Below are 18,513 nucleotides of genomic sequence, written 5' to 3'. Positions count from 1 at the left end.
GTTTTGAGCTTAATTATTTGCCTGCAGCTTTAGCGTGATCCGCTAAAAATTGAGCAAGTCCGCTATCTGTTAATGGGTGTTTTAACAATGCTGTAATCACTGATAAAGGACCAGTCATTACGTCTGCACCAATCTTTGCACAACCTAATAAATGCGCGCTGTGACGTACAGATGCTGCTAAGATTTGAGTAGAGAAACCGTAGTTGTCATAGATCAAACGAATCTCTTCAATAAGACCTAAACCGTCTACTGAAATATCATCCAAACGACCTACGAAAGGAGACACGTAAGTCGCTCCAGCTTTTGCTGCTAACAACGCTTGTCCAGCAGAAAATACTAAAGTACAGTTTGTCTTAATACCTTTTTGGCTAAAATATTTGATTGCTTTAACACCGTCTTTGATCATCGGGATTTTTACTACAATTTTTGAATCTAATGCAGCTAATGCTTCCCCTTCTTTGATCATGTTTTCATAGTCTGTAGAAATCACTTCAGCACTTACATCACCATCTACGATTTCGCAGATTGCTTTGTAATGATTGATTACGTTTTCGTCACCAGAGATTCCTTCTTTAGCCATTAAGCTAGGATTAGTAGTTACTCCGTCTAATACGCCTAAGTCTTGTGCTTCTTTGATTTGAGCCAAGTTGGCTGTGTCGATAAAAAACTTCATTTGTGGTTTGTTGTATTTTAATAAATTTAAAACTATCTATAATTTTAGCTGTTACAAAGGTAGGTATTTATTCAGATTAAAAGCTAGTTTGCTAAGATGGAAATTTTCAGATCGTTGCGCTATCCAAATTTCAGATTGCACACGATAGGACAGTCATTGTCGCTATTGGGTACATGGATGCAACGTATAGCCATCAGTTGGCTTGTTTATGAATTGACAAACTCTGTTTTTTGGCTTGGATTTGTTTCATTCGTCTCCTTGTCTCCTTCTCTATTTCTTTCGCCATTTATAGGTTCTTTTGTGGATGGACGGTCAAAGTACAAGCTAGTGGTATGGACACAAATATTACTAATGATTCAAGCGGGAATGTTGGCTTTAGTCGTTTATTTCGGTTGGGAAACTGTCGCTTGGCTATGTGTATTGGGGTTTGTTCAAGGTGTTGTCAATGCATTTGATGTCTTAGGAAGGCAGGCATTACTCTCTTCTTTGATTGATAATAGGAAAGATTTGCCGAATGCTATAGCGCTCAATTCTTCTGTCTTCAACGCCGCTAGGATGGTTGGTCCGGCTATTGGAGGTATATTGCTAAGTAATTATGGTGAATTTGTTTGTTTTCTGATGAATTTTCTGAGTTATATTCCTGTATTAACAACTTTGTCGTTGATGAAAGTCACCGAGAAAGCTATTGTGAAACAAATAGGTAGTTCCACGTGGCAAGGTCTTCGAGATGGTTTTGATTACCTCAAAAGGTCTCCTCATATCGCTTCTTTAATTATAATAATGACCTTTTCGAGTTTGTTTGTGATTCCATACACTTCTCTCTTGCCAGCTGTCGCTCGAGATTTATTTAATGGAGATGAAACGACCTTCTCCTGGTTCGAATCTGCGGCAGGGCTAGGGGCAATGATAGGAGCTATACGTATGGCAAGCCTGAAAACGGGAGAGAATTTACGCTATCGTGTCTTGTTTTCTGCACTGATGATGGGAATTTCGTTATTGCTATTAGCGTATGCACATTACCTGCCATCAGCGATTTTCTTCACAATAGCAGTTTCCTTTGCTATGATGATGCAAAATTCCAGTATTAATACCTACATACAAACACACTCGATGTCATCGTATAGAGCGCGTATCATGTCGTACTACGTGATGTCTTTTCAGGGTATATTCCCAATAGGTAGTCTGATAACGGGAGCAATTGCCGAAGCCGTGGGACTCAAAAATGCTTTATACATCATGGGAGGTGTTGGGGTAGCAATTTCAATTGGATTTTATATTTATTTGCGCCTTCATTTGCACCGAAGACTTTTTAAAATTGATTATTCTAGGTGGAGAAATTAGGATTAAAACTTAAAGGACTTATAAACAGTTTACAAGTCCTTTTCAAGCGAGAAAATTCCAAGTATTACAGCATATTTTCAAACTTCAAAACCAATAATTCACCTGGTATTTCTCCTGGTTTGAATCCCGATAAATCCACTTCACAATTCTTTCCAACATTTTTAGCTTTTAAAACTTTTGATGAACCTAAGACAGAGACTTTTGTGTTGGATTTGACATTATACTCTTTAAGTACAACTTTTGGTTGATACTTTGGTAAGAAAGCATAAAGGTCTTTTTCTTTTTTGGTGAAAAGCAACTCCACATGAGCTACATCTGCTTTTGGTTCTACTAGTTTTGCAGCACTGTACCCTGCCATGTAGCTTTTGTCATCTTTTTTAGGAATGTTAGCTGAGCTCCATTGGTAAGGATTTTTGGTTGCTTTTGTGCCATAAATAGCCTCACCATTTATTTTAAGCCAATCGCCCATTTCGGTTAAACGTTCCTGCATAATTACTGGAATACGTCCATCACTCGTAGGCCCGATATCTAATAAAAGATTTCCGCCACGTGAAACAATGTCAATCAGCAATAAAAGTAATTCTTTAGAGGACTTGTAGTCATTGATATTTTCATTTCTATTATACCCATAAGAATGACCAATACCTTGGCTTTCTTCCCATACTACATCGGCATTCATTCCACTACCGTATTCAGAAGTCGTGTAAGTAGCTCCTGTATTTTTTTCTCTAGTATCTTTTCCCCAGCGGTCATTTACAACCACATCTTTCGCTACTGGTGAATCATTAAAGAGCCAAGCTAAAAATTCGGTACTACGCCATGTAGTATCTGATAAGTCCCATTCTCCATCTGAGAATATAATGGATGGCTTGTATTTATTGACCAAATCTTTCAGTTGTGGCAGCATATGGTCATTGATATATTTCGTTTTGTCTGATTTCCACAATGGATTGTACCATTCATAGAGCGAATAATAATACCCCATTTTTAATCCTGACTCACGTACAGCATTTGTCAATTCACCCAATAAGTTACGCTTAGGTGTTCCTGAGACAGCATTCCAAGCTCTTCCCCATGTTTTATCAGCTTCAGGGCTATCCCAAAGCGCATATCCATCATGATGCTTCGAAGTCAATACCACATATTTGGCTCCCGAATTTTTAAATATTTCTGCCCATTGAGAAGGATTATATAGTTCAGCTTTGAAACGTGGCTCAAAATCAAAATAGGTGAAATTCTCACCAAAATTCTTTGTGTGGAAATCCCAATATCTTGGTTCTTTGGATGCGATTCGTTGCCAATACCATTCGGAATAACTTAAACCGTTATTTGGAATGACTGGCGCATAGGCAGGAACAGCATAAACACCCCAATGAATAAAAATTCCAAATTTGTCTTGATTAAACCATTCAGGAATTCCTCTTTTATTTAACGATTCCCAATTGGCTTCGAATTTTTGAGCATATAAGACACCACTAAATAGGATAGCACATGCTAGGAGTAATTTTTTCATAAAGTTTATTTTTGGTTTCTTTAAAATTAAAGATAGGTAAAAAATACAAAAGCCTTTAGTAGTAAAACTAAAGGCCTGTAATATCTTTGTTGGTCAAAATCTATGATTCTTCTTCTACCCAAAGTCCGTCAGACTTTATAATGTTTATTAATTCATCCAATGCATGGGCAGATGAAACGTTTTTCTTTACGACTTCTTGTCCTCGGTATAAGGTAATTTTATCTGGCCCAGCTCCAACATATCCATAATCTGCATCCGCCATTTCGCCTGGCCCATTCACGATACAGCCCATGATTCCAATTTTCAAACCTTTCAAATGATTTGTACGCGCACGAATCATCTGAGTTGTTTCTTGTAAATCAAACAAAGTACGTCCACAACTAGGACAAGATATATATTCGGTTTTTGAAATACGTGAACGTGTAGCTTGTAGTATTCCGAATGAAATTGAAGCAAGCTTGTCTGTTGGTGTGGCAGGAGAATCAATCCAAATTCCTGAACCTAGTCCATCAATTAATAAAGCTCCCAAGTCTGTAGCTGCGTACAATTGAATTTTAGAAATTGGTTCTTCAGGATTCATAATATCTCCAACAGGACCAGAAAATTCTGTCGGATTATATGTACGACGAATGATAACTGGATTTTCTATTCCGATTTCTTGGAGATTTGCAAAGAATTGACGTTGATCTGCCATTCCATGACTGTGCGTAGTTTCTAATAAAAAGACTACTGTCTTATCGATTTGCAGGTTATTAAATTCTTCGTTACCCAAATCATCATTTGAAATACGAACGAGATTCAAAACAGCATCTTTGGTAGCAGCGTGATTAAATTCTGCTAACGTCAATACAGGATGAATATTGGCTTTATTTGTCAGCGACAACCAAGTATTGTAATTGTAGAGCTGTTTCAAGTTGCCTGGCATGGTGAATGAAGGCAATTGATCTGCTAAATAAACGAAATCTACCGATTGGTCACCCATATGGTATTTATCATTGATAGCATCGTATTTATATCCAACTTCTGAAAGAATAAAAGGGTCTTTTAAGTTCTTAGCAGAAATATCAATGATGACACGTGGAACAAGCGAACCGCCAACAAAAGTATTCACCTCGCGTGAAATATAAGGAGTCGTGGTTTTAGCTTCCGTCAACGTTATGATTTCTCGTTGAGGCTCTTGCTCTAATTCAATTTTTCTTTTACTATAACGATTGACTAATGCAATAGCAACGGGAGCTTCTTTTTCGGGTTCTTCGGTCAACGAAACACGTACTGTATCACCTAATCCATCTTCTAAGAGTGTACCGATGCCGACCGCCGATTTGATACGGCCATCTTCTCCATCACCAGCTTCTGTTACACCAAGGTGTAACGGATAGTTCATGTTTTCAGCTATCATTTTCTCAACCAAAAGTCGATAAGCTTGTACCATCACTAGTGGATTCGAAGATTTCATCGAAACGCAAAGGTTGTAGAATTGCAAGTCTTCACAGATACGGATAAATTCCATTGCGGATTCGACCATGCCTTCGGGGGTATCGCCATAACGACTCATGATGCGATCCGAAAGAGAACCGTGATTTGTGCCAATACGCATGGCTGTGCCGTGCTCTTTACAAATACCTACAAGTGGAGCGAATTTTTTATATATACGCTCTAATTCGGCTTGATAGGCCGAGTCGGTATAATCTATTTGGTCAAATTTCTTTTTATCAGCGTAATTTCCTGGGTTGACACGAACTTTTTCAATCAATTTTGCGGCTACTTCCGCTGCATTTGGCGTGAAATGAATGTCTGCCACTAAGGGTACATCATAACCTCTAGCACGAAGTTCTTTCTTGATATTACCTAAGTTTTCAGCTTCTTTGATACTAGGAGCAGTGATTCTGACGATTTCGCAACCTGCATCTACCATGCGAATAGTTTGCTCGACAGAACCCATGGTATCCATTGTGTCGATCGTAGTCATACTTTGTATACGGATAGGATTGTCTCCACCCATACCAAGATGACCAATTTGAATTTCACGTGTTTTGAATCGTGAATATGTTAGTTTGGAGTTGCAATAACCACCAGGTAAAATCAAACGTTGTTGTGTGTCCATTTCGATAACAAAGGTAGTTATTTATAGATTTAATATCTATCTATCTTTAGAGAATTCGCAGCGCCGTTTAGTTCGATGTTATATTTTTTGGTAGCAGTTTCGTAATTTTCGGTTTGCCAAATACCATCTTTCTTTGTAAAACCTTCTAACTTATTATTCGATAGTATAGTTGTCATTTCAATAGCGCAGGCTACATCTTTTGGTATAGAAATCCGCGAAGAGGATGCTGCAGTGTTAATCTCAATGTTAACTTCTTCAGTACAAGGTTGTCCTAATTTAAGATTTACGTTAGCAGCGCCTGAATTGATGACCATGTCTGAAAACTTGTGAGCTGAAAAATCAGCATTGAATTTGGCTGCTCCAATATTGAATGTTAATTCCCATAATGGAACATTACTTAATGCTAGTTTTATCTTATGACTTTTTGCTTTTTTATCACTTATTGCTGCATTTAGCTCAAAATTGTTATTATTTCCACTCAGATTAAACCCTAGACTTTTGCTTTCAGAATGCGCTTCAATAAGTTGATTTGTGTGGCTGTCTATATTTACAATGGCTGCCCCAATATTTAATGTGAATTTTGGATCAATTATTTCATTGGATAAAGGTACATGGACAGATTGTGAGCTACCTGTAGTGTCGGAAGCCATATTGTTTAATACAACTTTATTTGACCAATTAAAGGAATCATTTGAGGTGTAGCCGATGTAGCCCAAATAAAAGCACAAAGCTAGATTTGTGATGATAATTATTGTGGTACCATAATTCTTATATTGAAATATCAAATTAATACCTATTGAAATTATTAGCAAAGGCCAATACTTTATGATTGCATAAAAGTTGAAATCAATGATATTGAAATTGTCCAAGAGCGCAACTATTCCAAAAAATACAAGCCAAATACCTGTTGAAATTTTACTTTTCATATTAACGTAAATATATACATTCTTCTATATATGGTACGAATGTATGAAGGTCGTTTAATGTTTGGTAACTATATTCGGTAAAGAAAGGAAAACTTTCGGTGAATATGTAGATGTTTATTGAAATTTAAACAAAAGTTATTTTTATGGGTTATATTTATATAATATGTAATTTAGCACAAACCGTATAGTACACATATGATATTTTATTATTTTGGTGAGTATATCCTCTTATTGAAAAAGGTTTTTAAAAGACCTGAGAAATGGCGGGTGTATTGGAAAGAAATGTTGCACGAAATGAATGATATAGGCGTTGGATCTTTGGGCTTGATCATGATCATTTCAACATTTATTGGTGCAGTTATGACCATGCAAATTGCTTTTCAATTGAATTCTGATTTTATTCCACGTTCTGTAATTGGGCAAATCAACCGTGACTCCAATATACTTGAGTTAGGGCCGACTATATCCGCATTGGTATTGATGGGAAAAGTTGGGTCTTCAATTTCTTCACAAATTGGGTCAATGCGTGTGACGGAGCAGATAGATGCATTGGAAATCATGGGAATTAACGCCGCAGGATATTTAATATTACCCAAACTTATAGCGGGTGTTATCATGGTTCCGGTGTTGGTAATTATTGCCATAGTTTGTGCGCTTGTGGGTGGTTTGTTAGGTGGTGTATTGACTGGTGCTGTAACAACAAACGAGTATATTCAAGGTATTCAAGGTGGTTTTAATGGATTGACGGTGGCGGTAGCAATGGTCAAAGCTTTTGTTTATGGTTTTATCATTACCACCATTCCAGCCTATAAAGGTTTTCATGTTCGAGGTGGTGCATTGGAAGTGGGGGAAGCTGGTACACGTTCAGTGGTGATAGGTTGTATCACGATTTTAGCTTGTGATTATATTATTACTGCTTTAATGTTATAATAAATGATTGAAATTCAAAATATACATAAGTCTTTTGGCGATAAGGAAGTATTAAAGGGTATTGATGCCATCTTTGAACCAGGGAAAGTTTCGTTGATAATTGGTGGTTCGGGCTCTGGAAAAAGTACCTTGTTAAAATGTATTGTAGGATTGCATAAACCAAACGAAGGTCGAGTTTTCTTTGATAAGCAAGAATTCACAGCTATGGATTTTGAAGAAAAAGTGCCTATTCGTAAAGAAATAGGTATGCTCTTTCAGAATTCAGCTTTGTTCGATTCCATGACAGTAGAGCAAAATATCATTTTCACACTGGATATGTTTTCGGATATGAGCAAATCCGAGAAGCGAGATCGAGCAAATTTTTGCCTCGAACGTGTGAATCTAATGAATACCAATAAACTTTTTCCTGCTGAACTTTCGGGAGGTATGAAGAAAAGGGTCGGTATTGCACGTGCTATCGCTATGAGCCCCAAATATCTTTTTTGTGATGAGCCTAATTCGGGATTAGATCCAGCGACATCCATTCTAATTGATGAGTTGATTTTGGAGTTAACACAAGAATATGAATGTACAACTGTCGTGGTGACGCATGATATGAATTCCGTGATGGGTATTGGAGAGTATATTATGTTTTTATATAAGGGACAAAAGTTTTGGGAGGGTTCGAATCAAGATATGCTTCACTCGGATGTACAAGAGCTTAATGATTTCGTCTTTGCAAGCCCATTGATGAAAGCAGCTAAGGATACAATGAAATAATTTCCCTATTTTCCGTACCTTTGCAAAAAAAAATAAAAGAATAGCATATTGTCTACTTCAACAAATATCCAACTACTTACACCACAACACTGGAAAGATTACGAATTAATCGATTGTGGTGATTTCGAAAAATTAGAACGTTTTGGTGATTTAATCTTAATTCGTCCAGAACCACAGGCTGTTTGGCCAAAAGCTTTAGGCGATGCTGAATGGAACAAACGTTATCATATTAAGTTCAAAGGTCGTTCGGCAACAAGTGGCGAATGGTTAAAAAAGAATCCTAAAACGGCTGATCGTTGGCATATTGAATACAAAAATAACGATGTCGCTATTAAATTTCGTTTAGGGTTGACCTCATTCAAACATGTCGGCATATTTCCAGAGCAAGCAGTCAATTGGGATTATATTTCAGAGTCGATTAAGTCGTTCAAAACACCAAATCCCAAAGTTTTAAATCTATTCGCATATACAGGGGGTGCTTCTATGATTGCACGTGCTGCTGGAGCTGATACCACACACGTTGATTCTATTAAACAGGTGGTTACTTGGGCTAACGAGAATCAAGAACTTTCGGGATTGTCGAATGTGCGTTGGATGGTAGAGGATGCTTTGAAATTTGTGAAGCGTGAATTGAAACGTGGTAATAAATACAATGGTATTATCTTAGATCCTCCTGCTTATGGTCACGGTCCAAAAGGAGAAAAGTGGAAATTGGAAGATCATATCATGGAAATGATGCAAGATGTAGTACAATTGTTAGATCCAAAAGAACATTTCTTGATTTTAAATACGTATTCATTAGGTTTCTCATCGGTAATCGTTGAAAATCTAATCAGAACTTCCTTTCCGCAAGTAGAAAACTTAGAAATCGGAGAATTATATCTGCAAGCTACTGCTGGACCAAAATTGCCTCTCGGTGTATTTGGGAAATTTAGAAAGTTAGCAAAGTAATTTTAAATAAAATAAATCAAAACAAAGAAGCTATTCCTAATAGAGAATAGCTTCTTTGTTTTTTCAAATAAGAATTGAAAATTATCCATTTTCAATTAACGGTTACGCTTTAAACACAATAGTTTTATTACCATTGAGCATGACACGATCTTCGACAATCAGTTGAATAGCTCGTGTGAGTACCGCTTTCTCAATTTCTTGACCTGCTGTTCGCATTTTTTGAAGGTCGTAACTGTGGTCGATTGACTTTGTGTTTTGTACAATGATAGGTCCTTCATCCAAATCATTTGTGACATAGTGAGCTGTTGCACCAATGATTTTAACACCACGTTCGTGTGCTTGTTTATATGGATTTGCTCCTATAAAAGCGGGTAAGAAGGAGTGGTGGATATTAATGATTTTATGCTCAAATTCTTTTACAAATGTTGGAGAAAGGATTCGCATAAACTTAGCCAATACGATAAAATCTGGTTTCAAATCTTTGATTTGAGTGGCTAATTCATTTTCAAAATCTTCCTTTGTTTTATTCTCGTGTGTGATATAATGGTATGGAATGTCGAATCTTTCCGTAAAGTCACGTAAATTGTCATAATTTCCAATTACAGCACAAACCTCAGCATTCAGTGTGTCAAAATAATGACGTACCAAGATATCTGCTAAACAGTGGTGTTCCTTTGTTACTAAAACAGCAATTCGTTTTCTTTTAGAAGGGTTAATAGCTATACTAGCTTTTTCAGGCAAGACAGCTTTAAGGTGGCTGTATAAGCCATTACTTTCTTCAACATTGCCTGTACATACCACGCGAACAAAGAATTTATTGTTTTCCTCATCCACATATTCGCGCATGGTAATGATATTAAGCTTATGCTTCGCTAATACATTGGATATATTGGATACTAATCCAACAGCGTCTTGACATTGGATAAGTATTAAAGTCTGTTTAGTCATGTTTGGTTAGATTGTTTATAATAGTTTTCAGCCTCTTACAAAAGAAGAGGCTGAGTAGTATTATTAGATTAAATGGCTGCTTGAACCAATTCTTCTTCTAAATCAATTTCTACACGCAGATTATCCACGATATGACGTTGACGGTCTGGCGTATTTTTACCCATATAATATTCCAAAATTTGTGGAAGTTTATTGTCTTTATTCAAGATAACGGGTTCTAATTTAATGTCTTCTCCAATGAATTGACCAAATTCTGAAGGCGAAATCTCACCCAAACCTTTGAATCGTGTAATCTCTGGTTTTCCACCCAATTTGTTTATAGCCTCTACACGTTCTTGATCCGAATAACAATAAATGGTTTCTTTCTTATTGCGGACACGGAATAATGGTGTTTGAAGGATATAAACGTGACCGGCTTTTACTAAATCCGGGAAAAATTGCAAGAAAAAAGTCATCATCAAAAGACGGATGTGCATACCATCGACATCGGCATCGGTAGCGATAACGATATTATTATAACGCAAGCCATCCATGCCGTCTTCAATATTCAAAGCATGTTGCAACAAGTTGAATTCTTCGTTTTCGTAAACGATTTTTTTGGTCAAGCCATAGCAATTTAGTGGTTTACCACGTAAACTAAATACAGCTTGTGTCTGTACATCACGCGATTTGGTAATCGAACCTGACGCCGAATCCCCCTCCGTGATGAATAACGTAGTTTCTAAATTTCTTTCGCTCTTGTCACCATAATGAACTTTGCAGTCACGTAACTTACGGTTGTGCAATGAAGCTTTTTTAGCACGTTCATTTGCTAATTTTTTAATACCTGCGATATCCTTGCGCTCACGCTCAGATTGCATAATACGCTTTAGTAAAGCATCCGCAGTTGCAGAATCTTTATGCAAATAATCATCTAAGGCTTTTTTAACGAAGTCATTGATGAAAGTACGGACAGTTGGTCCTTCAGGGCCTATACTTTGCGAACCTAGTTTTGTCTTCGTTTGAGATTCAAAAACAGGTTCTTGTACTTTAATTGCGATAGCGCCAATAATAGAGGCACGTACATCCGAAGCATCAAAATCTTTTTTATAAAATTCGCGAATCGTCTTCACTACCGCTTCACGGAATGCAGCTTGGTGCGTACCACCCTGAGTCGTATGCTGACCATTTACAAACGAATAATAATCTTCTCCGTATTGTTGACCGTGCGTCATTGCAATCTCAATATCTTCACCTCTTAAATGAATAATCGGATAACGCATACCCTCGGTAGCGACATTTCGCTCCAACAAATCTTTCAATCCATTTTCGGAAATGAACTTTTGTCCATTGAAATTGATAGTCAAACCCGAATTTAGGAATACATAATTCCAAATCATGTTTTCGACAAATTCGATGCGGTATTTATAATGTTTGAAGATATTCTCGTCAGGATAAAACGTTACAGAAGTACCATTGCGTTGTGTCGTGTCTTTCTGTTCATCAGTCTGCAATTCTCCTTTGCTAAAAGTTGCAATACGTGTTTTACCATCACGGTAAGATTGTACTGTAAAACTCGTTGATAAAGCATTTACTGCTTTGGTACCGACACCATTTAGACCTACTGATTTTTGGAAGGCTTTACTGTCATATTTACCTCCGGTATTAATTTTAGAAACTACGTCTACCACCGAACCAATAGGAATACCACGACCATAGTCACGTACAGAAACTTTATTCTCTGTAACTGTGATGTCAATAGTTTTGCCAGCACCCATAACGAATTCGTCGATAGAGTTATCCACGACCTCTTTGAGCAATACATATATACCATCGTCATAAGCCGAACCATCGCCGAGCTTACCGATATACATACCTGGACGTAGTCGAATATGTTCTTTCCAGTCGAGTGATCGTATACTGTCTTCGTTATATGCTGTCATGTTGTTGTGCTAATAAATAATGCGAAGCAAAAATATAAAAAAAATACTGATAAAGGTAGCAAATAAGATGATGTAAAAGTTGTAGCCCAAAACAACAATAAAGTTACTATATTTAAATATTAATCAGTTTAAAATATACCTAATGAAAAGATTATTAATATTTTGTGCGTTGTTTGTCTTCATAGAATCTTCAATTGCTCAAATAAAGTACAACAATACAAAGATTAAAACAGCTGCAGAACGCACTTCCTTTTATTTGCCTAAGTTACAGGGGAAACGTGTAGCAATTGTTGCAAATCAAACTTCCATAATTGGGAATTCACATTTGGTCGATAGTTTGCAAAAACTTGGAATTAATATCGTAAAAGTTTTCGGCCCCGAGCATGGATTTCGTGGAAATGCAAGTAATGGTACCAATGTAAATGATGAAGTAGATGTACAGACAGGCTTAAAGATTGTTTCGCTGTATGGCAATAAGAAAAAGCCAAGCAAAGAAGATCTTAAGGATGTGGATATTATGCTTTTTGATATTCAAGATGTAGGCTGCCGTTTTTATACTATTATGAATACAATGCGGGATGTGATGGAAGGTTGTGCTGAAAATGGTAAGCCTGTCATGATATTGGATCGTCCAAATCCAAACGGCTATTTTATTGATGGTCCTATTTTGGATATGAAATATAAATCTGGTATTGGTCAATTTCCTATTCCTATTGTGCATGGATTGACATTAGGAGAATTTGCACAGATGGTAAATGGTGAAGGTTGGATGGCTAATAAGATAAAGTGTGATTTGGAAGTCATTAAAATGGAAGGTTACAAACATAGTTCGCTATATGAATTACCTGTTAATCCTTCTCCGAATTTGAATACAGCACAAAGTATTTTACTTTACCCTTCAACATGTTTGTTTGAAGGAGTAGCATTGAATCATGGACGTGGAACTGACTTTCCATTTACAATTATAGGTGGTCCAATGCTTAAAAATAAGTATTCATTCAGTTTTACACCTATAAGTAAACCTGGTATGGCTGAGGATCCTATATTTCAAGATCAAGTATGTTATGGTTTGGATTTAAGAAATTATGATTTACACAAGTTGGTCAAAAGCAAAAAGATAAATCTTTCTTGGATGATAGAATTGTATAAAAATCACCCAAACAAAGATAAGTTCTTTGATAGAAATATCAGTAGACAAGTGGGTAATATAGATTTTCTCATTGGTGATGGTGAATTTAAGAAGCAGTTAGCGAAGGGTTGGTCAGAGTCGCAGATAAGAAAAACTTGGGAACCTGGAATTGCTAAATATAAGAAGATGCGTAAACAATATTTGCTTTATCCGTAATTGTACTTTTTATCAGAAGCGTCCTAAATAAGGGAAAAAATGGCGGTGTATTTATATAGCAGGGATTGCTATATTTAATTCGCTAAAATTCAACTACCGCCATGGTAAATATAAACGTATTTTCTCAGATATTAGGTCTAGTTGACCGTGACATTTTTAATAAATTGGTTCAAAAGTACCAATCTGACAAGCATCATAAAGGAATCAACAGTTGGTCACACTTTTNGCATCTCTAGGACACCCAGCAAGTCCAATTTATCCTACATCAACAAACATCGCGATCACCGCCTATTCCGAGACCTTTATTACAAACTTTTGGAACATTTGTGGAATAGAAATTCTCCTAGACGAGCTGAGCTTAATAGACTTAAGCGGAAAGTATTTCTCATGGATGCAACTATTATTCCTTTATGCTTAAGTGTATTCGACTGGGCTAAATTCCGCAGTGCTAAGGGAGCTGTTAAACTCCATACTATACTTGATTATGATGGCTGTATTCCGAGCTTTGTACATATCACCGATGGCAAACAACATAAATCCAAGATAGCCAAGACCATCTCATTTCCTAAGGGATGTGTGGTTGTTGTGGATAGAGGCTACGTTGATTATGCTTGGATGAATGTTTTGGACAGTATTGATTTGAACTTATCAACAATAGGGCTAAAAAAATAGCTTTCAAGAAATCTTTTTTTAAAGATAGAAATGGTGAGTTAATACCAGAAGAATTAGGAACTATTGAGCCTAATGCTAAGTATTCTTTAGAATTAGAGAATTATTTAAATCCTGTAGATGTTAGTCGTGAAGTATATCCTTATATTGATTTTACTACTGAATATAGTTATCAAGAATTATTGAATTTGGTGTATCCATATTATCAACATGCGTATGAAGGCAAACCATTAGAAGAGTATGCTTCGGACTTGATTGAAAAATTAAATAACCTTGGTGAAGATTTGGATAAAAAAGTCCAATATGCTATTGAATATGTCCAAAACAATATTCGCTATATTTACAATGAGGAAGAGATGCATGGACATAGGCCGCAGATGCCTTGGGATACTTACTCGTCAAAGCAAGGTGACTGTAAAGCTAAGACAGTTCTTTTGAAATGTATATTAGATTATCTAAAGGTAGATTCCGAGGTTGTTTTAGTGCATTATAGTGCAGACTTTTTTGTTACTCATTACTTGCAATGCTTATTCAATTTCAATCACGTTATTCTCAAAATCAATTATAAAGGAAATGAATATTTTGAAGATGCTACTATTAAAGATGAATATGGTCAGTTAGGACATCGAAGTTATTATTGCTTTGTCAATTATTTGCCTATACGTGCAAATGGCGAATTGACTAGACGAAAGGAATTTGTATATCCAGATTTTGGGTTTCAAGATGATGTGCTCTATGATGTGAGGGATGGTGTGGGGCAAATTCGAATTCTTACCAAATATAAATTTGGTCGAGCAAATCAAATGCGTAGGTATTTTAAAAATACCAATAGAAAGGTAATCATAGATAATACCAACAGTTATATCTATGATTGTTTGAGCCTAAGAGACCAAAGTAATGAGAATGATAAAAGAAAAATTTTTATAGATACGCAGCTTAACGTTATCAAGGATGATGAGGAATTGAACGAATTTGTAGTAGAATACAAATCAACGATCAATACGCCTTATGATTCGCCGTCAGAAAAGGTTTTAAAATATTATGATGGAGGTATTGTGAAGCTTGGAGTTCGTGATCATATGCAAAAGGACATTGTTTTTTTACAAGCTTACGATCCCGAACATTACAAAATTACTATTCTTTCTGATAAGCCAATTGTGCATACGGATGCTACCACAAACCAAGAATTAACTCTTGATACAAAATATTTTAAGTTCAAGAATAAAAAGGATATTCAACGGTTTCAAGCCACAGCATTAATTACTTTTGAGCCAGTTACTAATATTGAAATACCTTTCGATAATATAGAAAGTCTACGGCAAAATTATGATTCAATTACAAAAAGTCATTTTGGTTTAGGAGTGCTTATTGCTAAACCTGGGATTTTTGAAATATTTAAGTCTTTATTTAAGTAAAAAATTTAAATATGATTCTTAGTGGTTGCAATACATATAATTTACAACAAATGCCGAGATTTTGTCTCGGCATTTGTTGTAAATTTCAATAAAGATTTATGTTATATCGATCTTCCAAAATCATCTTGGACACGCACGATATCATCTTCGTCAGAAGGATTTGTTGCATCAGTATGTTGCCATATTTCAGCTACTACACCATATTCTGCTAGACCAACTAATCTATGACGTTGCCCTTGCGATAAGCGAATAAATTCTCCTTCTTTTAAAATTTTTAATTCGTGTTCATCATCATCAGGACTCGTTACGACACCTACTTCGCCACGGATGACACGCCATATTTCGGCACGACGGTGGTGGTATTGCCATGATAAGCGCTTGTTAGGACCAACGATTAAAATTTTAGGGCTTAATTTTCCTGAAATTTTAAGTTCTTGTGTGTCTAATCCATCAAAAAACACATTAGCAAATTTTTGCGCTTGACTCTCATCAATAACAAAAAAACCACCCCAAGGCCTGGTTTGGTCAATGTTTTCAATAGAAAACCCTAAGCCTTCTAATTTTTCTTGAATTTGACTGAACAACTCACTCTTATCAACATATGCCATAATATGTATTTATTTAAGTTTATTAAAATTTTATTAATATCTAATATCCAAAAATTTTTTCAAAAATTTAAAATTAATATAGAAATACTTATTCTTACACATTAGTGTACCTTTGTAGTAGATATGAGTGAACAGAAAATCGACGCAAATAATCTTATTTTCAAAAAGGCAGTAGCCTTTGTCAATCAAACTAATCAAAACCTTTTCTTGACAGGTAAGGCAGGAACAGGAAAGACTACTTTTCTGAAATATATCCGTGAAAACTGTTATAAGAAAATGGCTATAACAGCGCCTACCGGTGTAGCGGCGATGAATGCTGGAGGTACCACATTGCATGCTTTATTTTGGTTGCCATTTGGTGTTTTTGTAGAAGATTATGAGTTGAAATGGGACGAGCAGGATAACAATATTTACAATAAAAATCGGTTATTCTCTACGATTAAACTAACGAAACAACGCCGTGCCATCTTGCAGGAGTTGGAAATGATGGTTATCGATGAGGTGTCCATGGTTCGTGCAGATACATTGGATGCTATCGATGTGATTTTGAAATCTGTACGCCGCGATATGCGTCCTTTTGGTGGGGTTCAGGTACTGTTTATTGGAGATTTGTACCAGTTGCCGCCAGTAGTTCGTGACCAAGAATGGCAGATTTTGCGCAATCATTATACCAGTCCATTTTTTTTCAATGCTAAGGTGCTGCGTGCTACGCCAATGATTAAATTGGAGCTCCAACATATCTACAGACAAAGCGACGATAAGTTTATTTCTATCTTAAATAATATTCGGAATAATCAATGTGAACAGCAAGATTTGGAAGAGCTGAATGCACATTATAAAGAAGATTTTGTTCCCGAGAAGAATGAGCAATTCATTACGTTAACCTCACACAATCGGTTGGCAGACCAGATAAATCAAGAAGAACTTGCTAAACTTCCTGGAAAGATGCATAATGTGAAAGCTGTTGTGAAAGATGACTTTCAACAAGGAGCGTATCCGACTGAAGAAACATTAACTCTTAAACTTGGCGCCCAAGTGATGTTCATTAAGAATGATACGGGTGAAGACCGTAAGTATTTTAACGGTAAAATCGGTGTCATCAAAGAATTAAATTTGGACAAACATCAGGTTTTGGTAGGGTTTAAGGATGGTTCGGAAGATGTGGTTGTACGTCGCGAGACGTGGGAAAATATTAAGTACAAGTATAATAAAGGAGAAGACAAGATAGAGGAAGAAGTGTTGGGTACTTTTTCACAATATCCACTGCGGTTGGCTTGGGCGATAACCATTCACAAAAGTCAGGGTTTGACTTTTGATAAGGCGATAATTGATGCCGGAACTTCCTTTGCTGCAGGTCAAGTGTATGTCGCGCTGAGTAGGCTGACAGGTTTGGAAGGCTTAGTCCTTCGTTCCAAAATTGCGCCTCACGCCATTAGAACAGATTTTCAGGTTGTGGATTTTATGAAGCAATTGGTGAAGGAAGATGAGGTTGACGATATTTTGAAAAATAGTCAGCGCGCTTATCTCGGTCAGATTTTATTGCAAAGTTTTCGTTGGACGAGCTTGACAGAAGCTGTTGATGAATTGCAAGAAAGTCTGAAGGACCGAAATATTGATAACAAAGAAGGTGTGGTGTCATTCTTTTATTTGTTAGAACAATCCATCAAAACCCAAGAAAAAGTAGCACACAAGTTTATGCAGCAATTGCATGTGATGCTTTCGGACAAAGAAACCTTGGATTATCAAAAAATCTGTGGAAGGACGACTTCGGCTGTTAATTGGTTTTTGCCAAAAATGGAGGAGGAGTTGTTGAAAGCGACTGAACAGCATATTGAAGATTGGTCTATTCGTAAGCGCACGAAAAAGTATATACAAGAAGTGAAAGCATTGTTGCTAGATTTCAAACGTAAGTATGAGGTATTGAAGCATTGTTTGACTATTGCTGAAGCATTGACTAAAGAACAAGTTCTAGACGATTTGCCTTTACAGATTAATACGGTCAAAGATGATTCGGTTCAAGTTACAGATGACGACCCGCAAGTGGAGAAGGACACGAAGCAAATTACACTAGATATGTATCAGAATGGGGTGGATATCACACAGATAGCTGTCAAAAGAGGTATGGTGGAAGGTACAGTATATGGTCACTTGATTCATTATGTAGGTTCAGAAATCGAGGCGGAAGAGCTGATTGATACTAAAAAGTTAAATAAAATACTAGAAGTATTGCGTGCAAATGAAGGAAAGTCTTCTTCGCAAATCAAGATAATTCTAGGCGATGATTATTCCTATCCTGAAATAAAGATTGGACAAAAAGTGTTAGAGAATCCTAGTAAAATTGTGGATTAACATAGAATTGTCTGTCTTGTTTCCTTTTTTGTGGCAGCTTTTTAAATTGTGTTATATTTT

Annotated in this window: 16 protein-coding genes; 9 read left to right on the top strand and 7 right to left on the bottom strand. The window is 36.4% G+C overall.

The window, feature by feature from the left end; translation table 11 throughout:
* Window positions 1-13: 13 nt before the first annotated feature.
* Window positions 14-673, bottom strand: a complete 660-nt coding sequence (gene fsa / locus GOQ17_RS01780) for a fructose-6-phosphate aldolase (RefSeq protein WP_159633936.1) — start codon at window positions 671-673, stop codon at window positions 14-16.
* Between the two features lie 96 nt (window positions 674-769).
* Here fsa and GOQ17_RS01775 point away from each other — a divergent pair, with 96 nt between their 5' ends.
* The gene (locus GOQ17_RS01775) at window positions 770-2,014 is read left to right on the top strand and encodes an MFS transporter (protein ID WP_159633933.1); all 1,245 of its coding nucleotides are present in this window, start codon (window positions 770-772) and stop codon (window positions 2,012-2,014) included.
* Between the two features lie 64 nt (window positions 2,015-2,078).
* Here GOQ17_RS01775 and GOQ17_RS01770 read toward each other — a convergent pair whose 3' ends face one another.
* The 3 genes from GOQ17_RS01770 to GOQ17_RS01760 all read right to left on the bottom strand — a co-directional run bounded on the left by GOQ17_RS01770 (window position 2,079) and on the right by GOQ17_RS01760 (window position 6,557).
* On the bottom strand, window positions 2,079-3,527 hold the full coding sequence (locus GOQ17_RS01770; protein WP_159633930.1) for an alpha-L-fucosidase: 1,449 nt from the start codon (window positions 3,525-3,527) through the stop codon (window positions 2,079-2,081).
* 100 nt (window positions 3,528-3,627) lie between these two features.
* Window positions 3,628-5,631 (bottom strand): (E)-4-hydroxy-3-methylbut-2-enyl-diphosphate synthase, encoded by a 2,004-nt coding sequence (ispG, locus tag GOQ17_RS01765; RefSeq protein ID WP_159633927.1) that lies wholly within the window; start codon window positions 5,629-5,631, stop codon window positions 3,628-3,630.
* 29 nt (window positions 5,632-5,660) lie between these two features.
* Entirely contained in the window at window positions 5,661-6,557 is an 897-nt protein-coding gene (locus GOQ17_RS01760; RefSeq protein ID WP_159633925.1) for a toast rack family protein, read from the bottom strand.
* Between the two features lie 195 nt (window positions 6,558-6,752).
* On the opposite strand from GOQ17_RS01760, the gene GOQ17_RS01755 reads away from it, so the two are divergent.
* The 3 genes from GOQ17_RS01755 to GOQ17_RS01745 are packed head-to-tail and all read left to right on the top strand — an operon-like array spanning window position 6,753 to window position 9,197.
* Window positions 6,753-7,487: an MlaE family ABC transporter permease gene (locus GOQ17_RS01755; RefSeq protein WP_159633922.1), complete on the top strand. Its 735-nt coding sequence runs from the start codon at window positions 6,753-6,755 to the stop codon at window positions 7,485-7,487.
* 3 nt (window positions 7,488-7,490) lie between these two features.
* Entirely contained in the window at window positions 7,491-8,246 is a 756-nt protein-coding gene (locus tag GOQ17_RS01750; RefSeq protein ID WP_159633920.1) for an ABC transporter ATP-binding protein, read from the top strand.
* A gap of 48 nt (window positions 8,247-8,294) precedes the next feature.
* The gene (locus GOQ17_RS01745; RefSeq protein ID WP_394350593.1) at window positions 8,295-9,197 is read left to right on the top strand and encodes a class I SAM-dependent methyltransferase; all 903 of its coding nucleotides are present in this window, start codon (window positions 8,295-8,297) and stop codon (window positions 9,195-9,197) included.
* A gap of 102 nt (window positions 9,198-9,299) precedes the next feature.
* Here the strand turns inward: GOQ17_RS01745 and purU are convergent, their stop codons facing one another.
* Window positions 9,300-10,145 carry a formyltetrahydrofolate deformylase gene (purU, locus tag GOQ17_RS01740; protein WP_159633918.1) on the bottom strand — a complete coding sequence of 282 codons (846 nt, stop codon included), beginning with the start codon at window positions 10,143-10,145 and terminating at the stop codon, window positions 9,300-9,302.
* Between the two features lie 68 nt (window positions 10,146-10,213).
* The gene (locus tag GOQ17_RS01735) at window positions 10,214-12,067 is read right to left on the bottom strand and encodes a DNA topoisomerase IV subunit B (protein WP_159633915.1); all 1,854 of its coding nucleotides are present in this window, start codon (window positions 12,065-12,067) and stop codon (window positions 10,214-10,216) included.
* A gap of 142 nt (window positions 12,068-12,209) precedes the next feature.
* Here GOQ17_RS01735 and GOQ17_RS01730 point away from each other — a divergent pair, with 142 nt between their 5' ends.
* The 4 genes from GOQ17_RS01730 (at window position 12,210) to GOQ17_RS01715 (ending at window position 15,496) form a co-directional block, all read left to right on the top strand.
* Window positions 12,210-13,412, top strand: a complete 1,203-nt coding sequence (locus GOQ17_RS01730; protein ID WP_159633912.1) for an exo-beta-N-acetylmuramidase NamZ family protein — start codon at window positions 12,210-12,212, stop codon at window positions 13,410-13,412.
* Between the two features lie 101 nt (window positions 13,413-13,513).
* A complete protein-coding gene (locus GOQ17_RS16525) occupies window positions 13,514-13,648 on the top strand; it encodes a DUF4372 domain-containing protein (protein WP_159633909.1) in 135 nt (44 codons plus the stop codon).
* A gap of 79 nt (window positions 13,649-13,727) precedes the next feature.
* Window positions 13,728-14,084 carry a transposase gene (locus GOQ17_RS16290; protein WP_394350592.1) on the top strand — a complete coding sequence of 119 codons (357 nt, stop codon included), beginning with the start codon at window positions 13,728-13,730 and terminating at the stop codon, window positions 14,082-14,084.
* A 188-nt stretch (window positions 14,085-14,272) separates the two neighbouring features.
* The gene (locus tag GOQ17_RS01715; RefSeq protein WP_159633903.1) at window positions 14,273-15,496 is read left to right on the top strand and encodes a transglutaminase-like domain-containing protein; all 1,224 of its coding nucleotides are present in this window, start codon (window positions 14,273-14,275) and stop codon (window positions 15,494-15,496) included.
* Window positions 15,497-15,597: 101 nt separating this feature from the next.
* Here the strand turns inward: GOQ17_RS01715 and GOQ17_RS01710 are convergent, their stop codons facing one another.
* Window positions 15,598-16,104 carry a cupin domain-containing protein gene (locus tag GOQ17_RS01710; RefSeq protein ID WP_159633900.1) on the bottom strand — a complete coding sequence of 169 codons (507 nt, stop codon included), beginning with the start codon at window positions 16,102-16,104 and terminating at the stop codon, window positions 15,598-15,600.
* Window positions 16,105-16,227: 123 nt separating this feature from the next.
* On the opposite strand from GOQ17_RS01710, the gene GOQ17_RS01705 reads away from it, so the two are divergent.
* Window positions 16,228-18,453: a helix-turn-helix domain-containing protein gene (locus tag GOQ17_RS01705; RefSeq protein ID WP_159633897.1), complete on the top strand. Its 2,226-nt coding sequence runs from the start codon at window positions 16,228-16,230 to the stop codon at window positions 18,451-18,453.
* The last annotated feature ends 60 nt before the right edge of the window (window positions 18,454-18,513 follow it).

The sequence above is a fragment of the Sphingobacterium composti genome (assembly GCF_009829075.1).
Lineage (GTDB): Bacteria > Bacteroidota > Bacteroidia > Sphingobacteriales > Sphingobacteriaceae > Sphingobacterium > Sphingobacterium composti.
The sequence above is the reverse complement of the archived record's forward strand: the minus strand, read 5'-3'. Positions and strand labels throughout refer to the sequence as shown.

What these genes read in the sequence shown, in the direction of transcription:
- GOQ17_RS01760 (WP_159633925.1), bottom strand. Translation starts at nt 6,557, where the DNA reads ATGAAAAGTAAAATTTCAACAGGTATTTGGCTTGTATTTTTTGGAATA.
- GOQ17_RS01750 (WP_159633920.1), top strand. Translation starts at nt 7,491, where the DNA reads ATGATTGAAATTCAAAATATACATAAGTCTTTTGGCGATAAGGAAGTA.
- GOQ17_RS01770 (WP_159633930.1), bottom strand. Translation starts at nt 3,527, where the DNA reads ATGAAAAAATTACTCCTAGCATGTGCTATCCTATTTAGTGGTGTCTTA.
- GOQ17_RS01705 (WP_159633897.1), top strand. Translation starts at nt 16,228, where the DNA reads ATGAGTGAACAGAAAATCGACGCAAATAATCTTATTTTCAAAAAGGCA.
- GOQ17_RS01735 (WP_159633915.1), bottom strand. Translation starts at nt 12,067, where the DNA reads ATGACAGCATATAACGAAGACAGTATACGATCACTCGACTGGAAAGAA.
- GOQ17_RS01710 (WP_159633900.1), bottom strand. Translation starts at nt 16,104, where the DNA reads ATGGCATATGTTGATAAGAGTGAGTTGTTCAGTCAAATTCAAGAAAAA.
- GOQ17_RS01775 (WP_159633933.1), top strand. Translation starts at nt 770, where the DNA reads ATGGAAATTTTCAGATCGTTGCGCTATCCAAATTTCAGATTGCACACG.
- GOQ17_RS01730 (WP_159633912.1), top strand. Translation starts at nt 12,210, where the DNA reads ATGAAAAGATTATTAATATTTTGTGCGTTGTTTGTCTTCATAGAATCT.
- GOQ17_RS01755 (WP_159633922.1), top strand. Translation starts at nt 6,753, where the DNA reads ATGATATTTTATTATTTTGGTGAGTATATCCTCTTATTGAAAAAGGTT.
- ispG (WP_159633927.1), bottom strand. Translation starts at nt 5,631, where the DNA reads ATGGACACACAACAACGTTTGATTTTACCTGGTGGTTATTGCAACTCC.
- fsa (WP_159633936.1), bottom strand. Translation starts at nt 673, where the DNA reads ATGAAGTTTTTTATCGACACAGCCAACTTGGCTCAAATCAAAGAAGCA.
- purU (WP_159633918.1), bottom strand. Translation starts at nt 10,145, where the DNA reads ATGACTAAACAGACTTTAATACTTATCCAATGTCAAGACGCTGTTGGA.